Origin of the sequence: Candidatus Amarolinea dominans (assembly GCF_016704685.1) — a bacterium.
Classification (GTDB): domain Bacteria; phylum Chloroflexota; class Anaerolineae; order SSC4; family Amarolineaceae; genus Amarolinea; species Amarolinea dominans.
In genome coordinates, this window is the sequence record NZ_JADIZS010000016.1 from 146,589 (window position 1) to 169,671 (window position 23,083).

Below are 23,083 nucleotides of genomic sequence, written 5' to 3' on the forward strand. Positions count from 1 at the left end.
CAACCGTCCCCCTGGGGCGGAGACGGGTTGTGCGATCACGGATGACCGGTGCTAGTGTCACATGACCCTGCGCCCGTATCTCGATGGTGGTTCCCCATGACGCGCTTCCGTTCGTTCTTGATCTTCGTCTGCCTCCTGACCGCGGCGCCCGCAGCCCGCGGCCAGGCGCCGGCGCCGCTCACCCGCCTGACGCTCGACCCCGTGGGCCAACTTGGCGGCCCCAGCCTGGCCATTGCCCTGGCCGGCGATTTCGCCTACCTGGGCGTCGGACGCCAGGTGTGGGTGCTGGACATGCGCCAGCCGGCCGCGCCCGTCGTCATCGGGCAGAGCGAACCGCTGCCCGCGGTCATTCAAGACCTGGCCCTGGCCGGCAGCCTGCTTGCCGTGGCCGCAGGTGACAGCGGCCTGCATCTGCTTGATGTCAGCACGCCTGCCGCGCCGATCTGGCGCGGCGGACTCGATACCAACGGCCGCAGCCTGGGCGTGGCGACGGCCGGGCCTTTCGTCTATCTGGCCGAAAGCGGGCCTTTTTTCGGCGGCTTCAAGATCATCGAAATCAGCCGGCCGGACGCGCCGCGGCTGCTGAGCGCCTGGCGCCTGCCCGAAGCGCGGCAGGTCAGTCTGGCGAACGGCCGCGCCTTCGTGGCCGCGGCCGACAGCGGCCTGCACATCTTCGATGTACAGGACCCGGTCGCGCCCCGCCGCCTGGCTGTTGTTCCCCTGGCCGGCGCACAGGACATCGCCCTGGCCGGTGATCTCGCCTTCGTCGCGCTCGGCGCGGCCGGGCTGAGCGTGCTTGCCGTTGACAATCCGGCCGCGCCGCGGTTCATCGGCCACTTCGACGACGGCAACGGCGTCTACGCCATCGCCGTGATGAACCAGCGCGCCTTCCTCACCGATTCCTTCGATGGCTTTCGTGTGCTCGACATCAGCGATCCGAGCCGACCAACCCCGCGCGGCGCGTTCGCCGCGGGCACGCCGCTCTACGGCCTGGCCCTGACCGACGGCCTGGCCTTCGTCGCGGCCGGCCGCAACGGCCTGCTCATCCTCGACACCGGCGACCCGTTCGCGCTCAACCTGACCCTCGCCACCCCCGGCCCCGCGCTCGACCTGACTGTGGCGAATGATCTGGCTTACGTGGCGGACGGCGCGGGCGGTCTGCAGATCGTCAACGTGCATGACCCCACCTTTCCGTTCACCGTCGGCGGCCTGACGCTGCCAGGGGTGGCGTCTGGCATCGTCCTGACCGACGCCCTGGCCCTGCTGGCGGCCGGCGACAGCGGCCTGCACCTGGTGGATGTCCACGACCCGGCCAATCCAACCCTGCTGGGCAGCTTCGACACGCCGGGCCGCGCGGATGGGGTGACCATCAGCGGCACCCTGGCCCTGGTGGCCGATTGGATCGGCGGCCTGCAATTGGTGGATGTCAGCGATCCGGCGCGGCCCTGGCGCGTCGCCAATCAACCGATCCGCGGCGGCGCCAACCGGGTGGTGATGGCGGGCGCGCTGGCCTTCGTCACAGCCGGCGACAACGAGGAATTTCCGGGCGGTCTGCAGATCATTGACCTCAGCGACCCCGGCCACCCCGCCGTCGCCGGCGAATACCTGGGCGTTGCTGCGACCGATGTCGCGCTGCAAGGCAGCCTGGCCTATCTCACCGTCGCCGACCGCGGACTTTTCGTGCTCGATGTCGGCAATCCGGCCGCGCCCCGCCTGCTGGGCGCCCTCGCCACCCCTGGCCGCGCCAACAGCGTGCGCGTGCAGGGCAGCCTGGCCTATATCGCCGACGGTCGTGGCGGCCTGCAGGTGGCCGATGTCAGCAACCCAGCCGCGCCTATCCTGATCGGCGCGTTTGCCACAGACGGCAGCGCCTGGCGTGTCCAGTTACTGGGCGACCTGGCGCTGGTCGCGGCCGACTCGGCCGGCCTGCAGTTGCTTGATGTGCGCCGGCCTGTCAGTCTGCGCCACGCGCTGCCCACGCCAGGGGTGGTCTGGCAGACGGCTGTGGCGCAGGCGCCGGCTCCCGCCATCTACCTGGCGGCGGAGGCTGGCGGCCTGCAGGTGGTGGACGCGCACGATCCAGCGCGGTTGACCTGGCGCGGCGCGCACACGATCTCCCCTGGCTGGGCCGCTTTTGTCGCGGCAGCCGCACCCCTGGCCTTCGTTGCCGACACTCGCTTTGGCGGTCTGACCATTTTTGACGTGGGCGACGCCGCCGCGCCGCGGCGTCTGAGTGCGCTCGATTTGCCCGGCAGCACCCGCGCCCTGCACCTGGCCGGCGACCTGCTGGGCGTTGCCGGCGGCAGCAGCGGTTTGCAGATCGTGGATGTCAGCGATCCGGCGGCGCCGGCGCTGATCGGCGCGGGTCAGGCGCCGGGCTGGGCCAATGGCGTTTGGATCACAGGCACCCTGGCGCTGGTGGCAGCCGGAAGCGGCGGGCTGCACCTGTTCGACATCACCGCGCCGACGCAGCCTCTTCTGCTCAGCAGCAGCAGCGACGCCGCGCCGGCGTTGAGCGTCCTGCTGCACGGCAGCCTGGCCTATGTGGCGCGCGGCGCGGCCGGCCTCGCCATCCTGGATCTCAGCGACCCGGCGCATCCGCAGCGGCTGGCCGCGTTCGACACCCCCGGCTGGGCGAGCGGCCTGGCCCTGGTGGATGATCTGCTCTTTGTGGCAGACGGCTATTACGGCGGGCTGCAAATCTTGGATGTGCGCGATCCCAGACAGCCAACCGCAGCGGGCGCCTTCGCCACGCCCGGCCAGGCCAGCGGCATCACGGTGCGGGGCCGGCCAGCGGACGCCGCGGGCGCCCTGGCCTATGTGGCTGACGGCGAGGCCGGGCTGCTGGTGCTGCGCGTGCGGGAAACGCCCGCACTGCCTGACAGGCTCTATCTGCCCCGCCTGTGAAACGGACCCAGTCTGGCCCTCGCTAGTTGTCGCAAAACGTGAATCGTGCTAAAATAAGGTGTACGCATTCTAATCAACTCGGCTGTGCGACTCTGGTTCGACAACGAACAGGGTTGATTGAGTTTCTGACGATCATCAATTCTACCCCAAGAAGGAGGGAATACAGGCGCAAATAAGGCCGTCAGCCGTTCGATGAAAGTGATAGAGAACCGGTCCGCGCGGAGGGCTTCCGCAGGACGGTCAGTCTATCAGATTGTATGATATGCTTGAAGGAGAAGAAACTGTGTCTAAGAAGAGTTCGCTTTTTGTTGTGATCACGCTGTTGGTTCTGACAGCGACTCTGCTGTCAGCCTGTGGGGGCGCCACGGTAGCGCCCACGGTCGCGCCGACAGCGGTGAAGCCAGCAAGCAAGCTGGCAGTCGGCATCGTGCTGCCGACCAAGGATGAGCCGCGCTGGGTGCAGGACGAGACCCGCTTCAAGGAAGCGCTGACCGCGGCCGGCTACGACGCTGAAATCCTCTTCAGCCAGGGCGATTCGGCCAAAGAAAAGGCCAACGTCGAAGCGCTGATTACCAAGGGCGTCAAGGTCATCGTGATCTGCCCGCAAGACGGCACGGCCGCGGCCGCCGCGGCTGACGCCGCCCGCGCCGCCGGCATCAAGGTCATTTCCTATGACCGCCTGATCCGCGACACCGACGCTGTAGACTACTACGTCACCTTTGACAGCATCGCCGTGGGCGCGCAGCAGGCGCAGTACCTGGTTGATAACGCCAAAGGCGCCGGCAACCCGCTCTACCTCTATGCGGGCGCCGCATCTGACAACAATGCCTTCGTCTTCTTCGAAGGCGCCTGGGGCGTCCTGCAGCCCAAGATCGCCGATGGCACCTTCGTCATCAAGAACTCCTCCGAGGCTGTCGGCCTGCAGGCCAAGGCCAAGCTGACCCGCGACGAACAGGCCAAGATCATCGGTCAGGTCACCACGAACTGGGACTTCAACACCGCCAAGAACCTGGCCGAGGCCAACCTGACCTCTGCCAAGACGGCCGACAAGGGCAACGTCTTCATCCTCGCTCCCAATGACGGCACCGCCCGTGCCATCGCCGACGTCTTCGGCATTGACAAGGACGTCAAGAGCTATCTGGTCACCGGTCAGGATGCTGAAAAGGCGTCTGTCCAGTACATCATTGACGGCAAGCAGTCCATGACCGTCTTCAAGGATGTCCGCACCCTGGTCAAGGACGCCATCGGCGCGGCCGTGGCCCTGCTCGAAGGCAAGACACCGGGCGCCAAGGGTTCCTACAACAATGGCAAGACAGACGTGCCGGCCATCCAGTCCGCCGTGGTCACGGTTGACAAGGCCAACGTCAAGGCCGCCCTGATAGACTCCGGCTACTACCAGGCCGCCGACTTCACCGGCCTGGCAGGCGGCGTTGCCCCGGCGCCGACCGGCAAGCTGGCAGTCGGCATCGTGCTGCCGACCAAGGATGAGCCGCGCTGGGTGCAGGACGAGACCCGCTTCAAGGAAGCGCTGACCGCGGCCGGCTACGACGCTGAGATCCTCTTCAGCCAGGGCGATTCGGCCAAAGAAAAGGCCAACGTCGAGGCGCTGATCACCAAGGGCGTCAAGGTCATCGTGATCTGCCCGCAAGACGGTACGGCCGCGGCCGCCGCGGCTGACGCCGCCCGCGCCGCCGGCATCAAGGTCATCTCCTATGACCGCCTGATCCGCGAGACCGACGCGGTAGACTACTACGTTACCTTCGATAGCATTGCCGTGGGCGCGCAGCAGGCGCAGTACCTGGTTGATAACGCTAAGGGCGCCGGCAACCCGCTCTACCTCTATGCGGGCGCCGCCTCTGACAACAACGCCTTCATCTTCTTCGAAGGCGCCTGGGGTGTCCTGCAGCCCAAGATCGCCGATGGCACCTTCGTCATCAAGAACTCCTCCGAGGCTGTCGGCCTGCAGGCCAAGGCCAAGCTGACCCGCGACGAACAGGCCAAGATCATCGGCCAGGTCACCACCAACTGGGACTTCAACACCGCCAAGAACCTGGCCGAAGCCAACCTGACCGTCGCCAAGGCTGCGGACAAGGGCAACGTCTTCGTCCTCGCTCCCAACGACGGCACCGCCCGTGCCATCGCTGACGTCTTCGGCATTGACAAGGACGTCAAGAGCTATCTGGTCACCGGTCAGGACGCTGAAAAGGCGTCTGTCCAGTACATCATTGACGGCAAGCAGTCCATGACCGTCTTCAAGGATGTCCGCACCCTGGTCAAGGACGCCATCGGCGCGGCCGTGGCCCTGCTCGAAGGCAAGACACCAACGTCCAAGGGTTCCTACAACAACGGCAAGGCAGACGTGCCGGCTATCCAGTCCGCCGTGGTCACGGTTGACAAGGCCAACGTCAAGACCGCCCTGATTGACTCCGGCTACTACCAGGCCGGCGACTTCACCGGCCTGGATGCAGGCGGCGCTGCCCCCCCACCGGCATCAGACAAGGGCAAGGTCGAGGTCTTCTCCTGGTGGACGGGCGGCGGCGAAGCCGCTGGCCTTGATGCCATGATCAAGATCTTCAAGGCGCAATATCCGAACATTGAGTTCGTGAATGCCGCTGTCGCCGGCGGCGCTGGCACCAATGCCCGTGCCGTGCTGGCCTCACGCCTGCAAGCTGGCGATCCGCCGGATAGCTGGCAAGGTCACGCGGGTCAGGAACTCATCGGCACCTATGTTGATGGCAAGCAGATCCAGCCGTTGAACGATCTCTACACGGCCGAGGGCTGGCTCGCTGTCATGCCCAAGACCCTGATCCCGCTGATCTCTAAGGCTGACAGCATCTACTCCGTCCCGGTCAACATCCACCGCGCCAACGTGCTGTGGTACAACCCCAAGGTCCTGACCGACAACAAGATCACGGTGCCGACCACCGTCGAAGAGTGGATCACGGCCATGGACACCCTGAAGGCCGCCGGTGTGCAACCGCTGGCCCTGGGCGAACAATGGACCAAGATGCACCTGTTCGAAACCGTTCTGCTCGGCTCACTTGGGCCGGAGAAGTACAACGGACTCTGGAGCGGCGCGACCGATTGGACCGGCGCTGACGTGACCGCGGCCCTGGCCAACTATGCCAAGGTCCTCACCTACGCCAACACCGATTCGGCGTCGCTCTCCTGGCAGGATGCCTCGCAGCTCGTCGTCAACGGCGACGCCGCCTTCAACGTCATGGGCGACTGGGCCGAAGGCTACTTCCGCGAACTGGGCAAGAAGCCGCAGGCCGATTACGGCTGGGCGCCGGTTCCTGGCACTGTGGGCACCTTCCAGTTCCTGTCTGACTCCTTCGTCCTGGCTGTGGGCGCGCCCGACGCCAATGCCGCGACGGCCTGGCTGAAGATCGCCGGCTCCAAGTCGGGTCAGGAAGCCTTCAACCCGCTCAAGGGCTCGATCTGCGCCCGCACCGACTGTGACAAGACCCTCTTCGGCGAGTACCTGCAGTCGGCTATGGCCGATTGGGCCAGCAATACCGTGGTCGGCTCGCTGACGCATGGTGTGGTGGCCAACGACTCCTGGAAGTCAGAAATTGACACCGCGCTCGGCCTGTACATCGCCGACAGCAAGGCCGATGTCTTCCAGGCCGCTCTGGCTGCCGCCTGCAAGAGCTCCGGCACCTGCAAGTAATGCAGTAAAATGCAGTAAAATGCAGTGAAATGAGATGGTGCGGCTTCGCCCCGGCGAGGTCGCACCATCTCGCCCAAAACCTCCGCGGCAGTGCAACCAGCAACATCTGACCCACTGAAACGAGGTCCGACATGCTCCGTGCATTGAAGAACCGAGACCGCTATCTTTCGGTGCTCCTCATCTCGCCGTCAATCTTGGCGCTGCTCATTTTTGTCTATGGCTTCATCGCCTGGTCGGTACGCGTTTCACTGAGCAAATGGAAAGGCCTGAATCCAGATTTCACCTGGGTCGGGCTGGATAACTACATCAAGCTCTTCTCCGATCCGCGTTTTCATGTTGACATTCGGAACACTCTCATCTTCACGGGTGTCTTCGTCATCGGGAGCATCCTCCTGGGCTTCGTGTTAGCCATCCTGTTGGACCAGGGCCTGAAAGGGGAAGGATTCTTCCGTAGCCTTTTCCTCTTCCCGATGGCTATTTCCTACATCGTGACCGGCGTGGTCTGGCGTTGGTTGATGAATCCCGCGACCGGTTCACGCACCAGCGGTTTCAACCTGCTGTTCGACACTCTGAATCTCGGTTTTCTCAAGAATGCCTGGCACACCACGCCTGAGTGGGGCATGGCTGCCATCGCGCTGGCTGCCATCTGGCAAATGTCCGGTTACACCATGGCCTTGTACCTGGCCGGTCTGCGCGCCATTCCACAAGAACTGCGCGAGGCGGCCCAGATTGACGGCGCCAACGAGGTTCAGATCTACCGTTATGTCATGTTGCCGTTACTGGCGCCGGTCACATTGAGTGCGCTCATCATCCTCGGCCATATGTCGCTCAAGGTCTTTGATCTGATTATCGCTATCGCCGGGAAGCAATTACCGCTCGATGTGCCCGCGATCTACATGTGGCAAACAACGTTCGATGGGCTGTTCTACAGCCGCGGCGCCGCGATCGGTATCATGCTGCTGCTCAGCGTGGCGGTTCTGATCATTCCCTATATCCGCTACACCCTGAAGACGGAGACGGACCGATGACCAGCCGCTTCCGCCTCGGCAAGAACTGGTTGTACGTGCCCCTGATCCTCATGGCGATCTTCTACCTGATCCCCATGTACGTCATGTTGGTGACCGGGTTCAAGAGCTTCGCCGAAATTGACCTGAAGACGATGTGGAATCTGCCCAACGGCATCCATTTCGACAACTTCCGCGAGGCCTTTGCCAAGCTCTCCCCATCGCTCTGGAACAGCTTCATGATGGTCATCCCGGCCGCGGTCATCTCCTCGATGCTTGGCTCACTCAACGGGTTCATCCTCGCCAAGTGGAAGTTTCGCGGCGCCGATTTCATTTTTCCGTTCATCCTGTTCGGCATGTTCATCCCCTACCAGTCCATTTTGATCCCCCTGGTCCAGTTCATGAGCGCAGCCGGGATCAAGGGGTTGCCGGGCCTGGCGTTGGCGCACATCATCTACGGCATTCCCATCACCACACTGACCTTCCGCAACTACTACGCCGCGCTGCCGCAAGAACTCCTCGAAGCTGCCCAGATTGATGGCTCGACCATGTTAGGCATCTATCGGCACATCCTGTTGCCCATTTCACTGCCAAGCTTTGTGGTGGTCCTGATCTGGCAGTTCACATCGGCCTGGAATGACTTTCTCTTTGCGGTGATCCTGACCGGCAACAAAAACTGGCCGATCACGGTCGCGCTCAACAACATGGCTGGCAGTCAGATCATCGCCTGGAACGTGCAGATGGCGGGATCGCTTCTGACGGCGCTGCCGCCGCTGCTCATCTATATTTTCCTGGGACGCTACTTCTTGCGCGGGCTGCTTGCCGGTTCGCTCAAGGGTTAGTCTTCTCATCAGTTGATCAGTTGTCCCAACATTTCTATTGAGCCGGAGGTGCTATGAGTATACCAATCCTCGAGATGAAAAACATCACCAAGGAGTTCCCCGGCGTGAAGGCGCTCAGCAACGTCAGCTTTCGCGTCGCCCAGGGGGAAATCCACTGTCTTGTCGGCGAAAACGGCGCCGGCAAATCAACCCTGATGAAAGTCCTGAGCGGTGTGTGGCCCTATGGGTCCTACACCGGCGAGATCTTCATCAACGGGCAGCCGCAGCGTTACAAACACATCAACGACAGCGAAAAGGCCGGCATTGCAATTATTTATCAGGAACTGGCGCTGATCCCCGAACTGACCGTCTACGAAAACATCTTCATCGGCCATGAGATCCGCAACGGCTTCACGGTTGACTGGAATGAGACCATCAAGCGCGCCGGCGAGATGTTGAAGAAGGTGAAGCTCGATGTCAACCCGGCCGCAAAGGTCAAGGACCTGGGGGTCGGCAAGCAGCAGTTGATCGAAATCGCCAAGGCGCTGAGCCGTGACGTCAAGATCCTGATCTTGGACGAGCCGACCGCAGCCTTGAACGAGAATGACAGCGACAACCTGCTCAATCTGCTGCGCGGCCTGCGGGAGCAGGGCGTCACCTGCATCATGATCTCGCACAAACTAAAAGAGGTCATCGCCATCGCGGATTCGGTCACGGTGTTGCGGGACGGTCAGACCGTCTGCTCGTTGGATGCCCACAAGGGCGAAGTAAGTGAGAATGTGCTGATCAAGCACATGGTGGGCCGTGAAATTGACAACATTTATCCCAAACGCAAACACGTGCGCTCGGAAGATGTCGTGCTCGAAGTCAAGGGTTGGAACGCCTACAGCCCGGCGCTCGGCCGAAATATCCTCAGGGATGTCAGTTTCAACGTAAAAAGAGGCGAGATCATTGGGTTTGCCGGGCTGATGGGCGCAGGACGCACCGAACTGGCCCTGAGCATCTTCGGCAACCCGGACGGCTACCGGCTCAGTGGCGACCTCTCCATCAAGGGCAGGAAGCGGCACATTGCCAACCCCCGGGATGCCATCAACGCGGGCATCGCCTACGTCTCCGAAGATCGCAAGGGCGATGGGCTGATCCTGATCCAGGACGTGAAGCAGAATATCACCCTCGCCAACCTGGAAGAGATCGCTAACCGGGGCGTTGTTGACAACCAGGCCGAAATCAAGGTGGCAACCGAGTACAAGACCTCGCTCAACATCAAGACGCCGAGCATCGAGCAGAAAGTCAGCAATCTGAGCGGAGGCAACCAGCAGAAGGTCTCGTTGGGCAAGTGGCTGTTTGTCAAGCCCGACGTGATGATCCTGGACGAGCCGACGCGCGGGATTGACGTCGGCGCGAAGTATGAGATCTACACCCTCATGAACCGGCTGGTGGAGCAGGGCATGAGCATCATCATGATCTCGTCCGAGCTACCCGAAGTGCTGGGGATGAGCGATCGCGTGTATGTCGTCGCTTCCGGCCGAATTGCCGGTGAGATGCCAACCGAAGAGGCGACCCAGGAAAAGATCATGCACCTGGCAACCAACTAAGGAGATTATCCATGTTCCTGCAGAATCTACAGAAGACACTGAAGCAGAATATCCGTGAATATGGCATGTATATTGCCTTGTTCCTGATCATGGCGATCTTCGCCGTCACGACCAAAGGCACCTTCGTCTCGTCACGGAACTTGAGCAACCTGTTGAACCAGACCGGCTACATCGCCGTCCTGGCGGTCGGCATGACGCTGGTCATCGTCATCCGGCACATTGATCTTTCGGTCGGTTTCCTGGCGGGCTTCCTCGGCGCGATCGCGGCGATTGCCCTGGTGTCCTGGAAGCTGCCGGTCATTGCCGTCATCCCGCTCGTGTTGGCGCTCGGCATCGTGGGCGGACTGATCACCGCCTATCCGGTGGCTAAGCTGGGTATCCCCTCCTTCGTAGCCTCGTTGGCCGGCTGGTTGATCTACCGCGGCCTGCTGCTGCTGGTCACCCAGAGCACAGGCACGATCATCGTGCCGGACAAGGCCTTCAACGCTATCGGCAACGGCTTCATCCCCGACATCCCCGGTCTCACCAACGTCTTGCCCGGCATGCACAAGCTGACGCTGCTCCTGGGCGTGGTGGGCGTCGTCTTCTATGTCATCAGCTCACTGAACGATCGTAAGAAGAAGCAAGCCTACAACTTCGAAGTCCTGCCGCCGGATATTTTCGTCCTGCAGATGGTCTCCATATCGGCGCTGCTGGCTGGCGTCGTCTGGGTGCTGGCAAACTACAACGGCATTTCGTGGACGGTGGTGGTGATGCTGCTCGTGGTGGCGATCTATCACTTCGTCACGACGCAGACGGTGCTGGGCCGGCACATCTACGCGGTCGGCGGCAACCCCGAGGCGGCCGAACTCAGCGGCATCAGCGTCCAGCGGATCACCTACATCGTCTTCGGCTCGATGGGCCTGATGTCGGCCTTATCGGGCATCCTGTTCACCTCCCGCTTGCAGTCGGCCACCACAACGGCCGGCACCCTGTTCGAACTGGACGCCATTGCCGCGGCCTACGTCGGCGGCGTCTCCGCGGCCGGCGGCGTTGGCAAGGTCATCGGCTCGATCGTCGGCGCGTTGGTGATGCTCTCGCTGACCAGCGGCATGAACCTGATGGGCATCGGCATCGCGCCGCAGTACATCGTCCGCGGCCTCGTGCTGGTAGCCGCCGTAATCTTCGACGTGACCACGCGGAATAGGGGGTAGAGATCGGAGATCGGGGATCAGAGATCGGAGATCGGGTTTCGTGGAAGAAGGGAGTTGACTGGTCTCCAGTCTCCAATCTCACTTTCAACCACAAATCAACCGCCCTCCACGTAGGTCTGCGGTCTCTGATCTCCGGTCTCTGGCCTAACGCCTCACTTCCAACCACAAATCAACCGCCCTCCACGTAGATCTCCGGTCTCCAATCTCCGGTCTCCGGTCTTACTCACTCACCCGCGTGATCTGCCGGTAGGCCAGCGTCCACGTGGCCGAGGTGAAGGTTTGGACGATGGCGCCCACCACACTGAAGATGACGACACCGACCAGCAGGCCACCGCACATCGTGATGATGGCGAGGGCGCCGGGGTCGTTATTGCCAACGAGGGCCATCACCGGCAGCGCCATCGCCAGGATGCCGCCGATGATGATGGCGGCGAAGATGCCTCCAATCACCAGGAAGATCAACCAGAAGACAATGGTGGGGCCGAGATTGGTCTTGAGCACCTGCCAGCCGCGCTTGAACGCTTCGATCCAGCCCTTGCCTTCCAGAATGGCGGCGCGTTCGGCGTAGATCTGAATCTGACTCAGAACCACCGCCAGCACAAGGACGACGCAGGCCAGGGGAATCAGGCAGGCCAGCGCGGGGAGGATGACGGCCAGTGCTCGTTCTGGCGCGTCGAAATCGAAGTTGAAGCCCGCGCCCGCAATGACCGCGATCCCCAGACCAATCAGCGCCACGAGGGTGATGATGATCGGTAAGCCGGCCAGGAACCCAACGCCGAAGATCGTCCAGAAGCGACTGAGGCCCACACGCCAGGCGCTACCGAAGCTGGTGCGCCCCTCGTCTTCCACCTGCTGCACCCCGGCAATCAGCGCGCCGCGGCTGATGACCGAGAGCACCCAGAACACCAGGGCAATGATCAACGCCACGCAGACCAGGGCGATAATCAGCCCGCCGATCTCCGGCGAGATATCGAAATCGGGAAAACCGCCGGGGCCGCGGCTGTTGTCCATACCGCTGCTGCCGCCGCCCCCACTACCCCCGCCGCTCCCCAGCGAAGCCAGGAAGCCAAAAATCCACAACACCTTCCAGCGCCAGGTAATCTGCCAAGCGCGACTAAAAATCTTCCCGTAATCCATCACCTACCTCCTTCAATCCTTTCCCATGGCGGATGAAAATACAAAGTGCAAAGTGCAAAGGCCGGAGACCGGAGACCGGAGACCGGGAAAGCTCCCTTCTTCCACGAAACCCGATCTCTGATCTCTGATCTCTGATCTCCCCCAGACCGGAGACCTGAAACTTCAACTCACACAACTCCCTTCTTCCACACACCTGATCTCCGATCTCTGATCTCTAATCTCTCTCCTTTCAGAACGTCTCCAGGAACCGCTGGATCTGGTCGAAGCGGAAGACCGGACCGTCCTGGCAGATATACTGATCGCCGACGTTACAGCGCCCACACTTGCCCAGGCCGCATTTCATCTTGCCCTCCAGCGTCGTGATGATCTGCTCCGGTCGAAAGCCCAGACGCGTCAGCTCCTTGAGCACGAATTTTATCATAATTGGGGGGCCACAGGTAATGGCGAGCGCTCCATCCGGGCTGGGCGCCACACGCGTCAGCGCCTCGGTGATCAGCCCCACGTTGCCCTGCCAGGTCGCGTCGCCCCGATCCACGGTAACATGCACCGTGGTGCGCGGCGCGGCCGCCCATTCGTCGTACTCCTCGCGGAAACAGAGCAGATCAGGCCCGCGGGCGGCGCAAAAGATCTCCAGGTCGCCATACGCGGCGCGCTGATCGAGGATTTCCTGGATCAGGGGCCGCAGAGGCGCCAGGCCGATGCCGCCGCCCAGGATGATGAGGCGCGGCCCTTTCAGTTCTTCCAACGGGAACCCGTGCCCCATCGGCCCGCGCACGCCCACCAGGTCGCCGGGCAACATGTCATGCAGCGCGTTGGTGACGCTGCCGATGCGCTGGACGGCAAACTCCACCTGCCCGTGACTGCGCGCCTCACTCACCGCCAGGCCAAAGGGCGCTTCACCGACACCGAAGGCAGACAGAAAGCCGAACTGGCCCGGTGCATAATGAAAAGCGGGCGGCGTTTCTTCGACAAAGCGACAGCGGAAGAGCTTGATGCCGCTCGCCAGGTCACGCGCGGCCGTAATCTCAGCCAGGTAAGGCAGATACGGATTGTTCATGATTGCACCTCCGCGGCCGCAGCCCGGTTGTTGGCGGCCACAAAGCCGATCACCTCACGAATGTCAATGTTGACGGGGCACTGCTCCACGCATCGGCCGCAGCCGACGCACAGCGCGGCGCCCTCGCGCCCTGGATAGTAGAGGAACTTGTGCATGTAGCGCTGGCGTTGGCGGGCGGCCTGGGTGGGGCGCGGATTGTGACCGCCGGCAATGGCAAAGCAGAGCGCGCCCTGGCACGAATCCCAGCAGCGCAGGCGCTCGATGCTGCCATCGCCCATCACCCGGTCGCGCACGTCGAAGCAGTAGCAGACCGGGCAGTCATAGGTGCAGGTGCGGCAGCCCAGGCAGCGCTCGGCCAGCTCGGCCCAGTACGGCGCGTTGAACGCCGCGCGCCAGGCCGCGGTGACGGGCACTTGCAAGTCCGTCACGACCGGCGGTGCAGGCAGGGCGACATCGGCGCTTGCCAACACCGCCGCGCCGGCCTCCAGCAGGGCGCGGCCCTTGTCTGTCACCACATCCACGGCAAAACCGCCGTCGCAGGCGGTCAACAGGATGTCGAGATGCGTGCGGTCGCTTGGCCCGCCGCCCAGCGCGGTGCAAAAACAGCCGGTCCAGGGGCCATCGCTGCACGCCAGGCCCACCATCGTGGTCATGGCGCGGCGCTCCGCGTAGTAGACATCCACGGGGTCGTCCAGGAACAGGCGGTCGAGCACCTCCAGCGCGTGACCGTCGCACGGCCGCGCGCCGAAGATCACCTGTGGTCGGGTCAGGTGCGTAGTTTCCACCTGCAAGCCGCCGGTGCTTGGACGCAGGGTGATGATGGCTTCGCTGGCCGGGAGGAAGAACTCTTTGGCCGATAAATCGGTTCGCCCGGCGTCCCAGGCGATGTCGCTGACCTGGGCGAGGGGCGCAAAGACGATTTGCTGTCCCTGCGGCTGCGGCGCGATGACCGTGTGGTCAGGCAGGAGGTTGGTCAACCAGATTTCAAGGGCCGCTTGGGTCATGATCGGTGCGTTCATGATAGCCTCACCTCCTGCAATCCCTGGCGATTTGCTGCGCAAACGCCAGATTGCGTCAGGACTTCATCGCGGCGGAAGGTGGTCAGCGGCAAGCTGGCGCCGGGGTCGGTCCCGGCCTCGTAGCCATCGAAGAGCCGCGCCACCTCTTGCGCCACTTTCTGGTTGAGCAGATAGAGCGGCACCCCCACCGGGCAGGCCTGGCTGCACGCCTGACAGTCGCCGCAGCGGCCGGCCAGGTGAAAGGCGCGCAGGGTATGGAAAAACATCTTCTCGTTGCTGTCAATGGCAATGCTCTGCCAGGCCGGATCGAGCTGCTCGGCCACGCACTCACTGCAGTAGCAGAGCGGGCAGGCCTGGCGGCAGGCGTAGCAGCGCTGGCACTGGCTGAACTGCCCCTGCCAGAAGGCAAAGCGCTGCGCGGTGGGCCATGCCTCCACCTCGGCCAGGGCCAGCCGCGGCGGGCCGGCGCTTTCCAGGGGCCGCGCCGGCAGCGGCAGCGTGGCGTCGTAACGACCGGCCGGCTGCTCGCCCAAGCCGATCAGGAAGAGATCGTCACGCCTGAGCTGTCCTTCGGCGATCAGGACGTTGAGCGTGCGCAGGTCGTTGGGGCTGACCAGCACCGCGACGCGTTGGGCGGGGCGATTTTCTGTGGAAACGCCGGGGCGATTGACCGCGCCGGTCAGGTTGCGCAGGTAGTTGACCAGGTTCAGCGGCTCCTCGATGTTGACCGCCAGGCGCTGTGCCTGCTCCGGCGTGCGGGCGAAGAGCGGCCGGCGGCGCACGCTGCCCTGCTCCCAACCCAACACCATCTGCACCTGCTGTTCGTTCAGCAAACGCGCAGCCAGCTCGCGCAGCGCCTGGGCGATTTGCTGCGCAAACGCCGGATTGGCCTCAGCATCCGCCACCGCTGGCGCGGTCGGGCGGGGCGTCTTCTTTTTCATGCCGTCGGCGCTCTTCTGCACAACCCAACGCGTGGGGCTACGCGCGCCCAACTGCCGCACCTGCTCGGTGAACTGGGTGACGACCCGAGCAAAGCGCGCGCCTTCGCTGGCGCTGACCCAGTCCAAGCGCACCCGTTCGCGTTCGAAACCCAGGAAGAAGAGCAGTTCCTGCATGATGGCAAAGCGGCGACGGGCCACGAAGTTACCATCGCTGTAGTGACAATCGCCGGGATGGCAGCCGAGAACAAGAACGCCATCCGCGCCCTCCTTGAGCGCGCGCGCCACGAACAGCGGATCCACCCGGCCGGAGCAGGGCACGCGCACGATGCGGATGTTGGGGGGATAGCTCAAACGGCTGGTGCCTGCCAGGTCGGCGCCGGCATAGCTGCACCAGTTACACAGAAAACCGACAATCTTCGGTTCGAATAGCTCGCTCATCATGCTCCTCCGCGGCCTGCGGATAAACCGCATTCCGCCACGCCGCCGACCCCCTGGGGCGCCATCTCCCGCACATTGAGCCACAAGGGCCGGGCAAACAAGGCATCCACCTCGGCCAGAATCTGCTGATCGCTGAAGCCGTGCAGGAACATGGCGTGCCCGCGGCAGCCGGCCACGCACAGCCCGCAGCCTTTGCACACGGCCGCGTTGACCTGCGCCACCTGGCGGCCGTCACGCAGCGCCACGAAGCTGATCGCCCCAAACGGGCACACTTCCTCGCACAAGTGACAGGCCACGCAGCGCCGCGCGTCCGCTTCGGCAATCGTCGGTTCGGTCTCGATGAACGGACGGGCGAAGAGGCCCGCCACCTTCACCGCGGCCGCGCTGGCCTGCGCCACGGTCTCTGGGATGTCCTTGGGGCCGGCCGCGCACCCGGCCAGGTAGATGCCGGCCGTATTGGTCTCGACCGGCCGCAGCTTGACGTGCGCCTCGTTGATGAAACCGTACTGATCGTATGAAATGCCCAGGGTCTGCATCAATTCCACCGCGCCGCTGGCCGCGGTGACGCCGGTTGCCAGCACCACCAGATCGGCCTCGATCTCCACCGGCCGGCCGATCAGCCCGTCATAGCCTTGCACCAGCATCTGCTCGCCCTGGCGGTAAATGCGGCTGACGCGGCCGCGCAGGTACTGCGTGCCGTAAGCCTCCTGCGCGCGGCGGATGAACTCGTCATAGCCGCGGCCGCCCGCCCGGATGTCCATGTAAAAGACATAGCTCTGCACGGAGGGGTCATGCTCCTTGAGCATGATCGCCTGCTTGGCGGTATACATGCAGCAGATCTTCGAGCAGTAGGGCCGTCCCACCTTCTCATCGCGCGAACCAACGCAGGCGATGAAGACGACGGTGTGCGGATGTTTGCCATCCGACGGACGGACCACCTCGCCCTTGGTGGGGCCGGACGCGTTCATCAAGCGCTCCAACTGCAGCGCGGTGATGACGTCGGGCAGTTCCCCGTAGCCGTACTCGCCATAGGATCGCCGCGGGGTCACGTCCAGGAGACCTGCTGCGCCTTCTGCAGCCGGCAGATCGCCGCCTACCGGGAAGAGGTCATAGCCGCTGGCGACGATGATGGCGCCGAAGCGTTCAGTCAGCACTTCGTCGGTTTGTTCCCAGGTGATGGCGCCGGTCGGGCACATCTTCTGGCAGATCTGGCATTGCGGCAGGCGCTTGCCATCTGACCCCACCGGCTTGAGCTTGGCCGCATCAGCCGCGGACAAACCTTGCGCAGTGCCCTGTTCCTGCTGCGCGCGGCGAAAGGCCAGGTAACGACAGTTGTCCGCATCAATGACCGGCTTGTTGGGAATGGCCTGCGGGAAGGGGATGTAGATCGCGGTGCGGGTGCCCATGCCCTGATCGAATTCGGCCACGATGTCCTTGACCGGGCATTTGGTCCAGCAGGTGCCGCAGCCGGTGCAGATCTGATGATCCACGTAGCGCGCGTGCTGGCGCATGGTGACATCGAAGTTGCCCACGAAGCCCTTGACCTGCGTCACTTCCGCGGAGGTGCGCAGGGTGATCTTGGGATGCTGGGCCACGTCCACCATCAGGGGGGTGAGGATACAGGCTGAGCAGTCGAGCGTGGGGAAGGTCTTGTCCAGCATCGCCATCTTGCCGCCGATGGTCGGGGTGCGCTCCACCAGCGTGACCTCGTAACCGGCGTTGGCGACATCGAGGCTGGCCTGGATGCCGGCAATGCCGCCGCCGATAATTAGCAGGCGCTTACTCAGCTCCGCACGACCGGGGCGCAGCGCTTCATCGCGCGTCACTTTCGCCACCAGCATACTGACGATGTCAATGGCTTTGGCCGTCGCGATGCGGCGGTCGTTGTGAACCCAGGAGACCTGCTCGCGCAGGTTCGCCATTTCCATGCGGTACGGGTTGACGCCCGCGGCGGCCGCGGCCCGGCGGAAGGTCGGTTCGTGCATGCGCGGTGAGCAGGAGGCCACCACCACGCCATCCAGGTGCTCGCTGGCGATCCTGTCCTGAATCAGTTTTTGGCCCGGCTCGGAGCACATGTATTTATAATCGGTGGCAAAGACAACGTGCGGCATTTGCTGCGCGGCCTGGGCCACGGCTGCGCAATCCACATTGGCCGCGATGTTGGTGCCACAGTGGCAGACAAAAACGCCGATTCTAGCCATGGCTCACCTCCGCGAGGCTGGTCAGCGCCGGGGCTGAGATTGGGGTTGGAACCGGGGTCAGTTTTTGCGCCAACAGCGTGGCCGCCTCGGTCACGTGACGCGAGATACCCAGGCGGTCGGGGTCAAAGCCCAGGGCCAGCCCGATCAGCTCGGTGATGTAGTAGATGGGCAGATGGTAATCGCCTTTGTGCGCACGCCTGATCTGATTCTGGCGGGTGTCCAGGTTGCTGTGACACATGGGGCAGACAGTGACGATGGCGTCTGCGCCGGCCGCTTCGGCCCAGGAGAGCAGTTGCCCGCTCAGGTCGTGCACCAGGTCCGGGCGACTGAGCGCCAGGCTGGCGCCGCAGCAGGCCGTCTTGCCCGGCCAGTCCACCACCTCCGCGCCGATGAGGCGCAGCAGGTTGTCGAGCGTCTGCGGATTTTCAGGATCGTCGAAATGAGTCACATCAGGCGGCCGGGTCAGCAGGCAGCCGTAGTAGGGCGCCAGCTTGAGGCCGGTCAGCGGCTGCAGCAGGTGCGCCCGCAGTTCAGCCAGCGGGGCCGGCTGGCTCAAAACGGCCAACAACGGCTCGATGTCCAGGTCGGTCGGCACCTCCGCGCCCACCACGTAAGCGACCTGCGCGGCGGTCTCCGGGTCATGTCGCAGGGTGTGCTGCGTTTCCTTGAAGCGGGCAAAGCAGGCCGCGCAGGGCAGCAGGAGTTGGTGCAGGCCGGTCTGCTGCGCCAGGTGCAGGTTGCGCCCGACCAGGCCCAGGGCCAGCCAGGGATTGACCGCGTGCGCGGACGAGGCCCCGCAGCAGTTCCAGTCGTCCAGCTCATGCAGCTCGATGCCCAGGGCCTGGCAGACCAGCTCGGTGGAGTCCGCGTACTCGGTGGCGGTGCCGTGCAGCGAACAGCCGGGATAATAAGCATAGGCGCTCATGCGTCACCTCCGCCCGCCGCCGGTTGGGCGATTTTCTGCGCCGGCGCGACCGTCTGCTGGCAGCGCACCTCATCGGCGCGGCGGAAGATGCCGGCGATCTCGCGTCGCGCCCGCACGCGCTGCGGCAGCAGCTTGATCTTGCCCCTGCGCAGCATGGGCGGCGCCAGGTCGAAGCCGCTCAGCAGGTGGCGCGAGAGCAGGTTGTAGCCGCCGATGAGGCCAATCTCATAGGCGCGGCCGGTCAGTTCAACCGATTTGAGGAAAACATGGTGGAAGGTGGGGATGTCCCGTGGCGTGGGTTGCGGGCCGTGGGTTTCGGCCCACAGCCGCAGCGCGTCCATGATGCGCGGCAGTTCCACGTTGCAGGGGCAGCGGGTGGCGCAGGTCTGGCAGCCCACGCACAACCAGAGCGTCTGACTTTGCAGGGCCAGGTCAGGCTGGCCGAGCTGCAGCGCGCGGATGATCTGCTGCGGCGCCAGGTCCATGGCCGCGGCCAGGGGGCAGCCCGCGGCGCACTTGGCGCATTGGTAACAGGCCGCCAGCGTCTGACCGCTGGTGCGCTCGACAAAGTCGGTCAACTCACGCCGGGCCGCGGCCTCCTGGCCGTTGGCGGGCGTGAGACGGAGGGTAATTGGCATGCGGTCCTCCTTGACAGCACATGCTCCAGATGGGCGCGGACAGGCTCGTACTGTAACGCAATCCGCCGGATTGCGGCGCCGCTGGCCGAGGAGGGCACCTATCTGGTCAACCGACGCAGCCGCCACACCCACAGGGTACAATCAACACCCCCATTCTACCACCCGCAGGCGTAGAATCGTATGACCTGCGTCAGGCAGAAGGAAATCCGAAGCTCGCCAGATTGAATTGGCAACGTGCGGCTCGGAATACCGGCAGCCAAAAACGAGGGTTGGCGTTTTCGCGACTCCGTGATAGAATGGGGTCAGGCGTGGTTAGCGGTTCCTTTTTCGCTATGCAAGCGCACAAGTCGGCGCTCAAATTCCGTGTTATGGTGACTTTCGGACGGCTCGGTTCAAGTGGCGCCAGCAAGTCGCTGGCACCGGGTTTTGTGGCGGCTCGATCGTTAAGGAAAATACATAGTTGCACTATTTGCCACCACAAAACTTCTATTCCGTTTAGGCGCATAGTTCAAAATGATACACTACAACAGCGACTGACTCCGCCAACGCCGATGCCCAGGCCGAACTGCCCAGCCATGGGTAGCAGGAAGATGAGAGAAAGGACGACGCAGGACAATCGGTTAACATCGGCGCCACGCCACCGCCGAATCGGAGCGTTAAGCAAGAAAGTTAAAGTCCACATGCTATCGGAGAACAAAGCAAATGGATGATTCTTATCCGCTTAAGTGTTTGTCTTGTGGGGCTAATTTGCAGGTTCCAAAGGAAACAGAATATTTTGTTTGTATATATTGCAATACTGCGCATGTTGTCCGAGAGAGCGGTGGGATTGTGTCGTTATCTCTGGCAAGAGCTTTGAAAAATGTCCAAGATGGTGTTGACAGGACTGCTTCTGAATTAGCAATAAGACGTCTGCGGGAGGAACTCAAGTCGCTGAATGACAAAAAGACAACTCTTAATCCACAGTATGAGAGAGAAGTTCAAAAATCAACGCCCAACTTGCGCCAATGAAGGCCAAAATTCAACAGCATATTGGGAAAAAGCAGGGTGAAGTTGAACAATTGCGTTTAATACTTAGGTTGGCTGTTGTTTTAATCATTCTTAGTGCAGTTGTGAGTGTTATGGGACCTGTTGATACCTTTAATGCAGGTGCGCGATCCATCCTGGCTTGACACATGGGGGTTATCTTTACCCGTCTGGGGAATTAGTTTTGCACTTCTGACAGGTGCATTTCTCAGGTACACCATAATTTCAGTAACAAGTGATAGGGCGATACGTGCTTTGGAACAGCAAATTGCCCGCATACAATCCAAGGTTGATCGTCAATTGGTTCAAGCCAAGTCACACATAGAGGAACAACTGCAAGTTATCAACAGCGAGATTTCGAATAAGCAGCGAGAATTAAACAGGAATCTTGAAATTGTATCTCATTAGAGCCTGTTATGCACTTCCAGCCCTGACTATGGTACACCCAGGGCATGACACGACACACCTATCCAAGTCCCACGGTGCCAATGAAGGCTGAGACAGTTCAGCGGCTGAATTTGACGTCATCATTAGAAGCGAGATGAAGAAAATGTCTACGCCATCTGCCATGCTAACAGAGATTCGTGCGCGAACCAGGCTTACTCAGGCCGCGCTTGCACAAACCCTCGGAGCTTCCTTTGTCTCGGTAAATCGGTGGGAACGGGGCGCAAGCGATCCAAGCCCAATCCAACAAGAGCAAATTCGCCTGATGTATGAGTATGTGCTTGAATCATCAAACGGCGCTGCTCGATTTCAGTCCCTGGATTGTCATTTCAGTCGAGGGGACTGCGCCGGCAACCGACCCTGTTTGATCCGGCGCCGGTAGAGATCGTGTTGACTGAAAACCCTCTGCCAGCGGTCTTCCAACGACACGCGAATGGCAGAACCTTTCATCCAAACAGCGATGAAACGATCCGCTCTTTGGTTGATGCGCATCGTGTCGCTGCAAGAACTGTGGAGGTTCCGCCTGAATCAGGAATGTCGGCCGGCAAGAACACTTACACCTACGACGCCCATACGTACCACACGAAAGTTCCGCCACAAGGCATCGCCGAGCTGCTTGTCCATTACTTACCCGACGGGGATGGTTTGGTATTGGATGCGTTCGCGGGAGTGGGATGACAGGAGTAGCCGCGCAGGTGAAAGGCTACGACAGTATCCTCCAATGAGCTTTCGCCCGCCGCCTGCTTCATTGCAGATAGATTTGTCAATTCGATAGAACCGGCGTTATTCAAGGCTGGGATTGACGCAGTCCTGGAAGCAACGCAGCGTTCGCCAGCGGCTGTACACGACCAGGTGCAGAGAGTGTGGCAGCGATACTAAGATTCTCTATACGGTTTGGTCTTACAAGGTTCTGTGTAACGGTTGTGGGTCCGAATTCGTGCTGTGGGATCATTGCCGAGAATACGGCGAACGCGTCCGCGACCACAAAATACTCACTGAATTTCCGTGTCCAAATTGCGGATCAGTTCTGAAAAAGTCAAAGCTGCAGCGTACGAGTATTGTACCGGTGCTGTTGGGCTACAAGTGCTGCAGAGGCGGACAACAGGAGATCACCCATTCTCTTTCTCCCGATGACTTAGAGCTATTGCGAGAGATCATGGAGAACCCTCCGTTGCAAGCAGGTTACTTTCCGCAAACCAAACTACCTGAGGGCGTCAATCTTCGTCAACCAGTCAAACATGGACTTGATAGCATTGACAAGTTCTACACACCCCGGAACCTGGCTGCGATGAGCCATCTTTGGCAGGCGATTCAGCGCATCGAAGATACTAATTTGGCGGCATACGTTGCTTTTGCCTTTACATCACTCTATCAGCGCGTCACGGACTTTCCTTGAGTTTAGGTTCTGGGGCGGGAGTGGAAACACGGCGCGCTAATGTCCTGTATAAGCAATTAGCGAACGTCTTCTTGACCTTCGAGAGAAAGGCTAAAACCATTCTCGATCATCTGCGAACCACAGCAGCCCACTATACAGCCCGCAGTGTCGTCGTTCTCGGGTCTGCGACCAACATGGATTATTTGCCTGACAACTCGATTGATCTGATCTTCACCGATCCACCTTTTGGAGCCAATATCAACTACAGCGAGATGAACATCCTATGGGAATCTTGGCTCGGTCAGTTCACTGACACGGCGCATGAAGCCATTGTCAACAGAGTACAAGGCAAAGATGTTGAAGCCTATCAGAACCTGATGACCGCAAGTATGTGCGAATGTTTTCGTGTCTTACGTTCAGGACATTGGATGCTTTTGGTTTTCATGAATTCCTCAAAGAGATTTGGAACGCACTCAGAGAAGCTATTGTTCATGCGGGTTTTACGATCAGAAAAATCGATATTTTCGACAAACAGCATGGCACTTTCAAGCAGTTCGCCAGCGAAAACACGGCCGGCTCTGACCTGGTACTGCACTGCTTCAAACCCCATGACTCTCTCGCACCATCAGCCTTCAACCACACTGCGGCAGCCGATTCGGTCCGAGCCTTTCTAGGCCGTTACGGAAACGACT

14 protein-coding genes and 4 pseudogenes are annotated in these 23,083 nt (G+C 61.8%); 11 read left to right on the forward strand and 7 right to left on the reverse strand.

Annotated elements, in window-relative coordinates:
* The first annotated feature begins 96 nt into the window (after positions 1-96).
* From IPF85_RS12380 to IPF85_RS12410, 7 genes and pseudogenes are all read left to right on the forward strand, one after another.
* A complete protein-coding gene (locus IPF85_RS12380; protein WP_343408389.1) occupies positions 97-2,907 on the forward strand; it encodes a hypothetical protein in 2,811 nt (936 codons plus the stop codon).
* 262 nt (positions 2,908-3,169) lie between these two features.
* Positions 3,170-4,327 (forward strand): annotated as a pseudogene (locus IPF85_RS12385) (sugar-binding protein); the annotation flags it as partial.
* A pseudogene (locus IPF85_RS12390) lies at positions 4,325-5,362 on the forward strand (sugar-binding protein); the annotation flags it as partial. The pseudogenes IPF85_RS12385 and IPF85_RS12390, both read left to right, overlap by 3 nt.
* 1,349 nt (positions 5,363-6,711) lie before the next feature.
* The gene (locus tag IPF85_RS12395) at positions 6,712-7,608 is read left to right on the forward strand and encodes a sugar ABC transporter permease (protein WP_343408390.1); all 897 of its coding nucleotides are present in this window, start codon (positions 6,712-6,714) and stop codon (positions 7,606-7,608) included.
* Positions 7,605-8,426, forward strand: coding sequence for a carbohydrate ABC transporter permease (locus IPF85_RS12400; RefSeq protein WP_343408391.1), 822 nt, complete (start codon positions 7,605-7,607; stop codon positions 8,424-8,426). Before IPF85_RS12395 ends, IPF85_RS12400 begins: the two co-directional genes overlap by 4 nt.
* A gap of 53 nt (positions 8,427-8,479) precedes the next feature.
* Positions 8,480-10,000 carry a sugar ABC transporter ATP-binding protein gene (locus IPF85_RS12405; RefSeq protein ID WP_343408392.1) on the forward strand — a complete coding sequence of 507 codons (1,521 nt, stop codon included), beginning with the start codon at positions 8,480-8,482 and terminating at the stop codon, positions 9,998-10,000.
* Positions 10,001-10,011: 11 nt separating this feature from the next.
* Positions 10,012-11,193, forward strand: coding sequence for a sugar ABC transporter permease (locus IPF85_RS12410; RefSeq protein ID WP_343408393.1), 1,182 nt, complete (start codon positions 10,012-10,014; stop codon positions 11,191-11,193).
* 219 nt (positions 11,194-11,412) lie between these two features.
* Here IPF85_RS12410 and IPF85_RS12415 read toward each other — a convergent pair whose 3' ends face one another.
* The 7 genes and pseudogenes from IPF85_RS12415 to IPF85_RS12445 all read right to left on the reverse strand — a co-directional run bounded on the left by IPF85_RS12415 (position 11,413) and on the right by IPF85_RS12445 (position 19,549).
* Positions 11,413-12,330: a hypothetical protein gene (locus tag IPF85_RS12415; RefSeq protein WP_343408394.1), complete on the reverse strand. Its 918-nt coding sequence runs from the start codon at positions 12,328-12,330 to the stop codon at positions 11,413-11,415.
* A 229-nt stretch (positions 12,331-12,559) separates the two neighbouring features.
* Positions 12,560-13,387: an FAD/NAD(P)-binding protein gene (locus IPF85_RS12420; protein WP_343408395.1), complete on the reverse strand. Its 828-nt coding sequence runs from the start codon at positions 13,385-13,387 to the stop codon at positions 12,560-12,562.
* Entirely contained in the window at positions 13,384-14,406 is a 1,023-nt protein-coding gene (locus IPF85_RS12425; protein ID WP_343408396.1) for a 4Fe-4S dicluster domain-containing protein, read from the reverse strand. Before IPF85_RS12425 ends, IPF85_RS12420 begins: the two co-directional genes overlap by 4 nt.
* 950 nt (positions 14,407-15,356) lie before the next feature.
* Positions 15,357-15,785 (reverse strand): annotated as a pseudogene (locus IPF85_RS12430) (hydrogenase iron-sulfur subunit); the annotation flags it as partial.
* Positions 15,785-17,986: a CoB--CoM heterodisulfide reductase iron-sulfur subunit A family protein gene (locus IPF85_RS12435; protein WP_343408397.1), complete on the reverse strand. Its 2,202-nt coding sequence runs from the start codon at positions 17,984-17,986 to the stop codon at positions 15,785-15,787. The gene IPF85_RS12435 and the pseudogene IPF85_RS12430, both read right to left, overlap by 1 nt.
* A complete protein-coding gene (locus IPF85_RS12440; RefSeq protein WP_343408398.1) occupies positions 17,979-18,911 on the reverse strand; it encodes a CoB--CoM heterodisulfide reductase iron-sulfur subunit B family protein in 933 nt (310 codons plus the stop codon). The genes IPF85_RS12435 and IPF85_RS12440 overlap by 8 nt, the downstream gene beginning before the upstream one ends.
* Entirely contained in the window at positions 18,908-19,549 is a 642-nt protein-coding gene (locus tag IPF85_RS12445) for a 4Fe-4S dicluster domain-containing protein (protein WP_343408399.1), read from the reverse strand. Before IPF85_RS12445 ends, IPF85_RS12440 begins: the two co-directional genes overlap by 4 nt.
* Before the next feature lie 702 nt (positions 19,550-20,251).
* Between IPF85_RS12445 and IPF85_RS12450 the strand changes: the two genes are divergently transcribed.
* The 4 genes and pseudogenes from IPF85_RS12450 to IPF85_RS12465 all read left to right on the forward strand — a co-directional run.
* Positions 20,252-20,557, forward strand: coding sequence for a hypothetical protein (locus tag IPF85_RS12450; RefSeq protein ID WP_343408400.1), 306 nt, complete (start codon positions 20,252-20,254; stop codon positions 20,555-20,557).
* Positions 20,558-21,337: 780 nt separating this feature from the next.
* A complete protein-coding gene (locus IPF85_RS12455) occupies positions 21,338-21,694 on the forward strand; it encodes a hypothetical protein (RefSeq protein ID WP_343408401.1) in 357 nt (118 codons plus the stop codon).
* 388 nt (positions 21,695-22,082) lie between these two features.
* Positions 22,083-22,412, forward strand: coding sequence for a hypothetical protein (locus IPF85_RS12460; protein ID WP_343408402.1), 330 nt, complete (start codon positions 22,083-22,085; stop codon positions 22,410-22,412).
* A 403-nt stretch (positions 22,413-22,815) separates the two neighbouring features.
* Positions 22,816-23,083: pseudogene (locus tag IPF85_RS12465) on the forward strand (hypothetical protein); the annotation flags it as partial.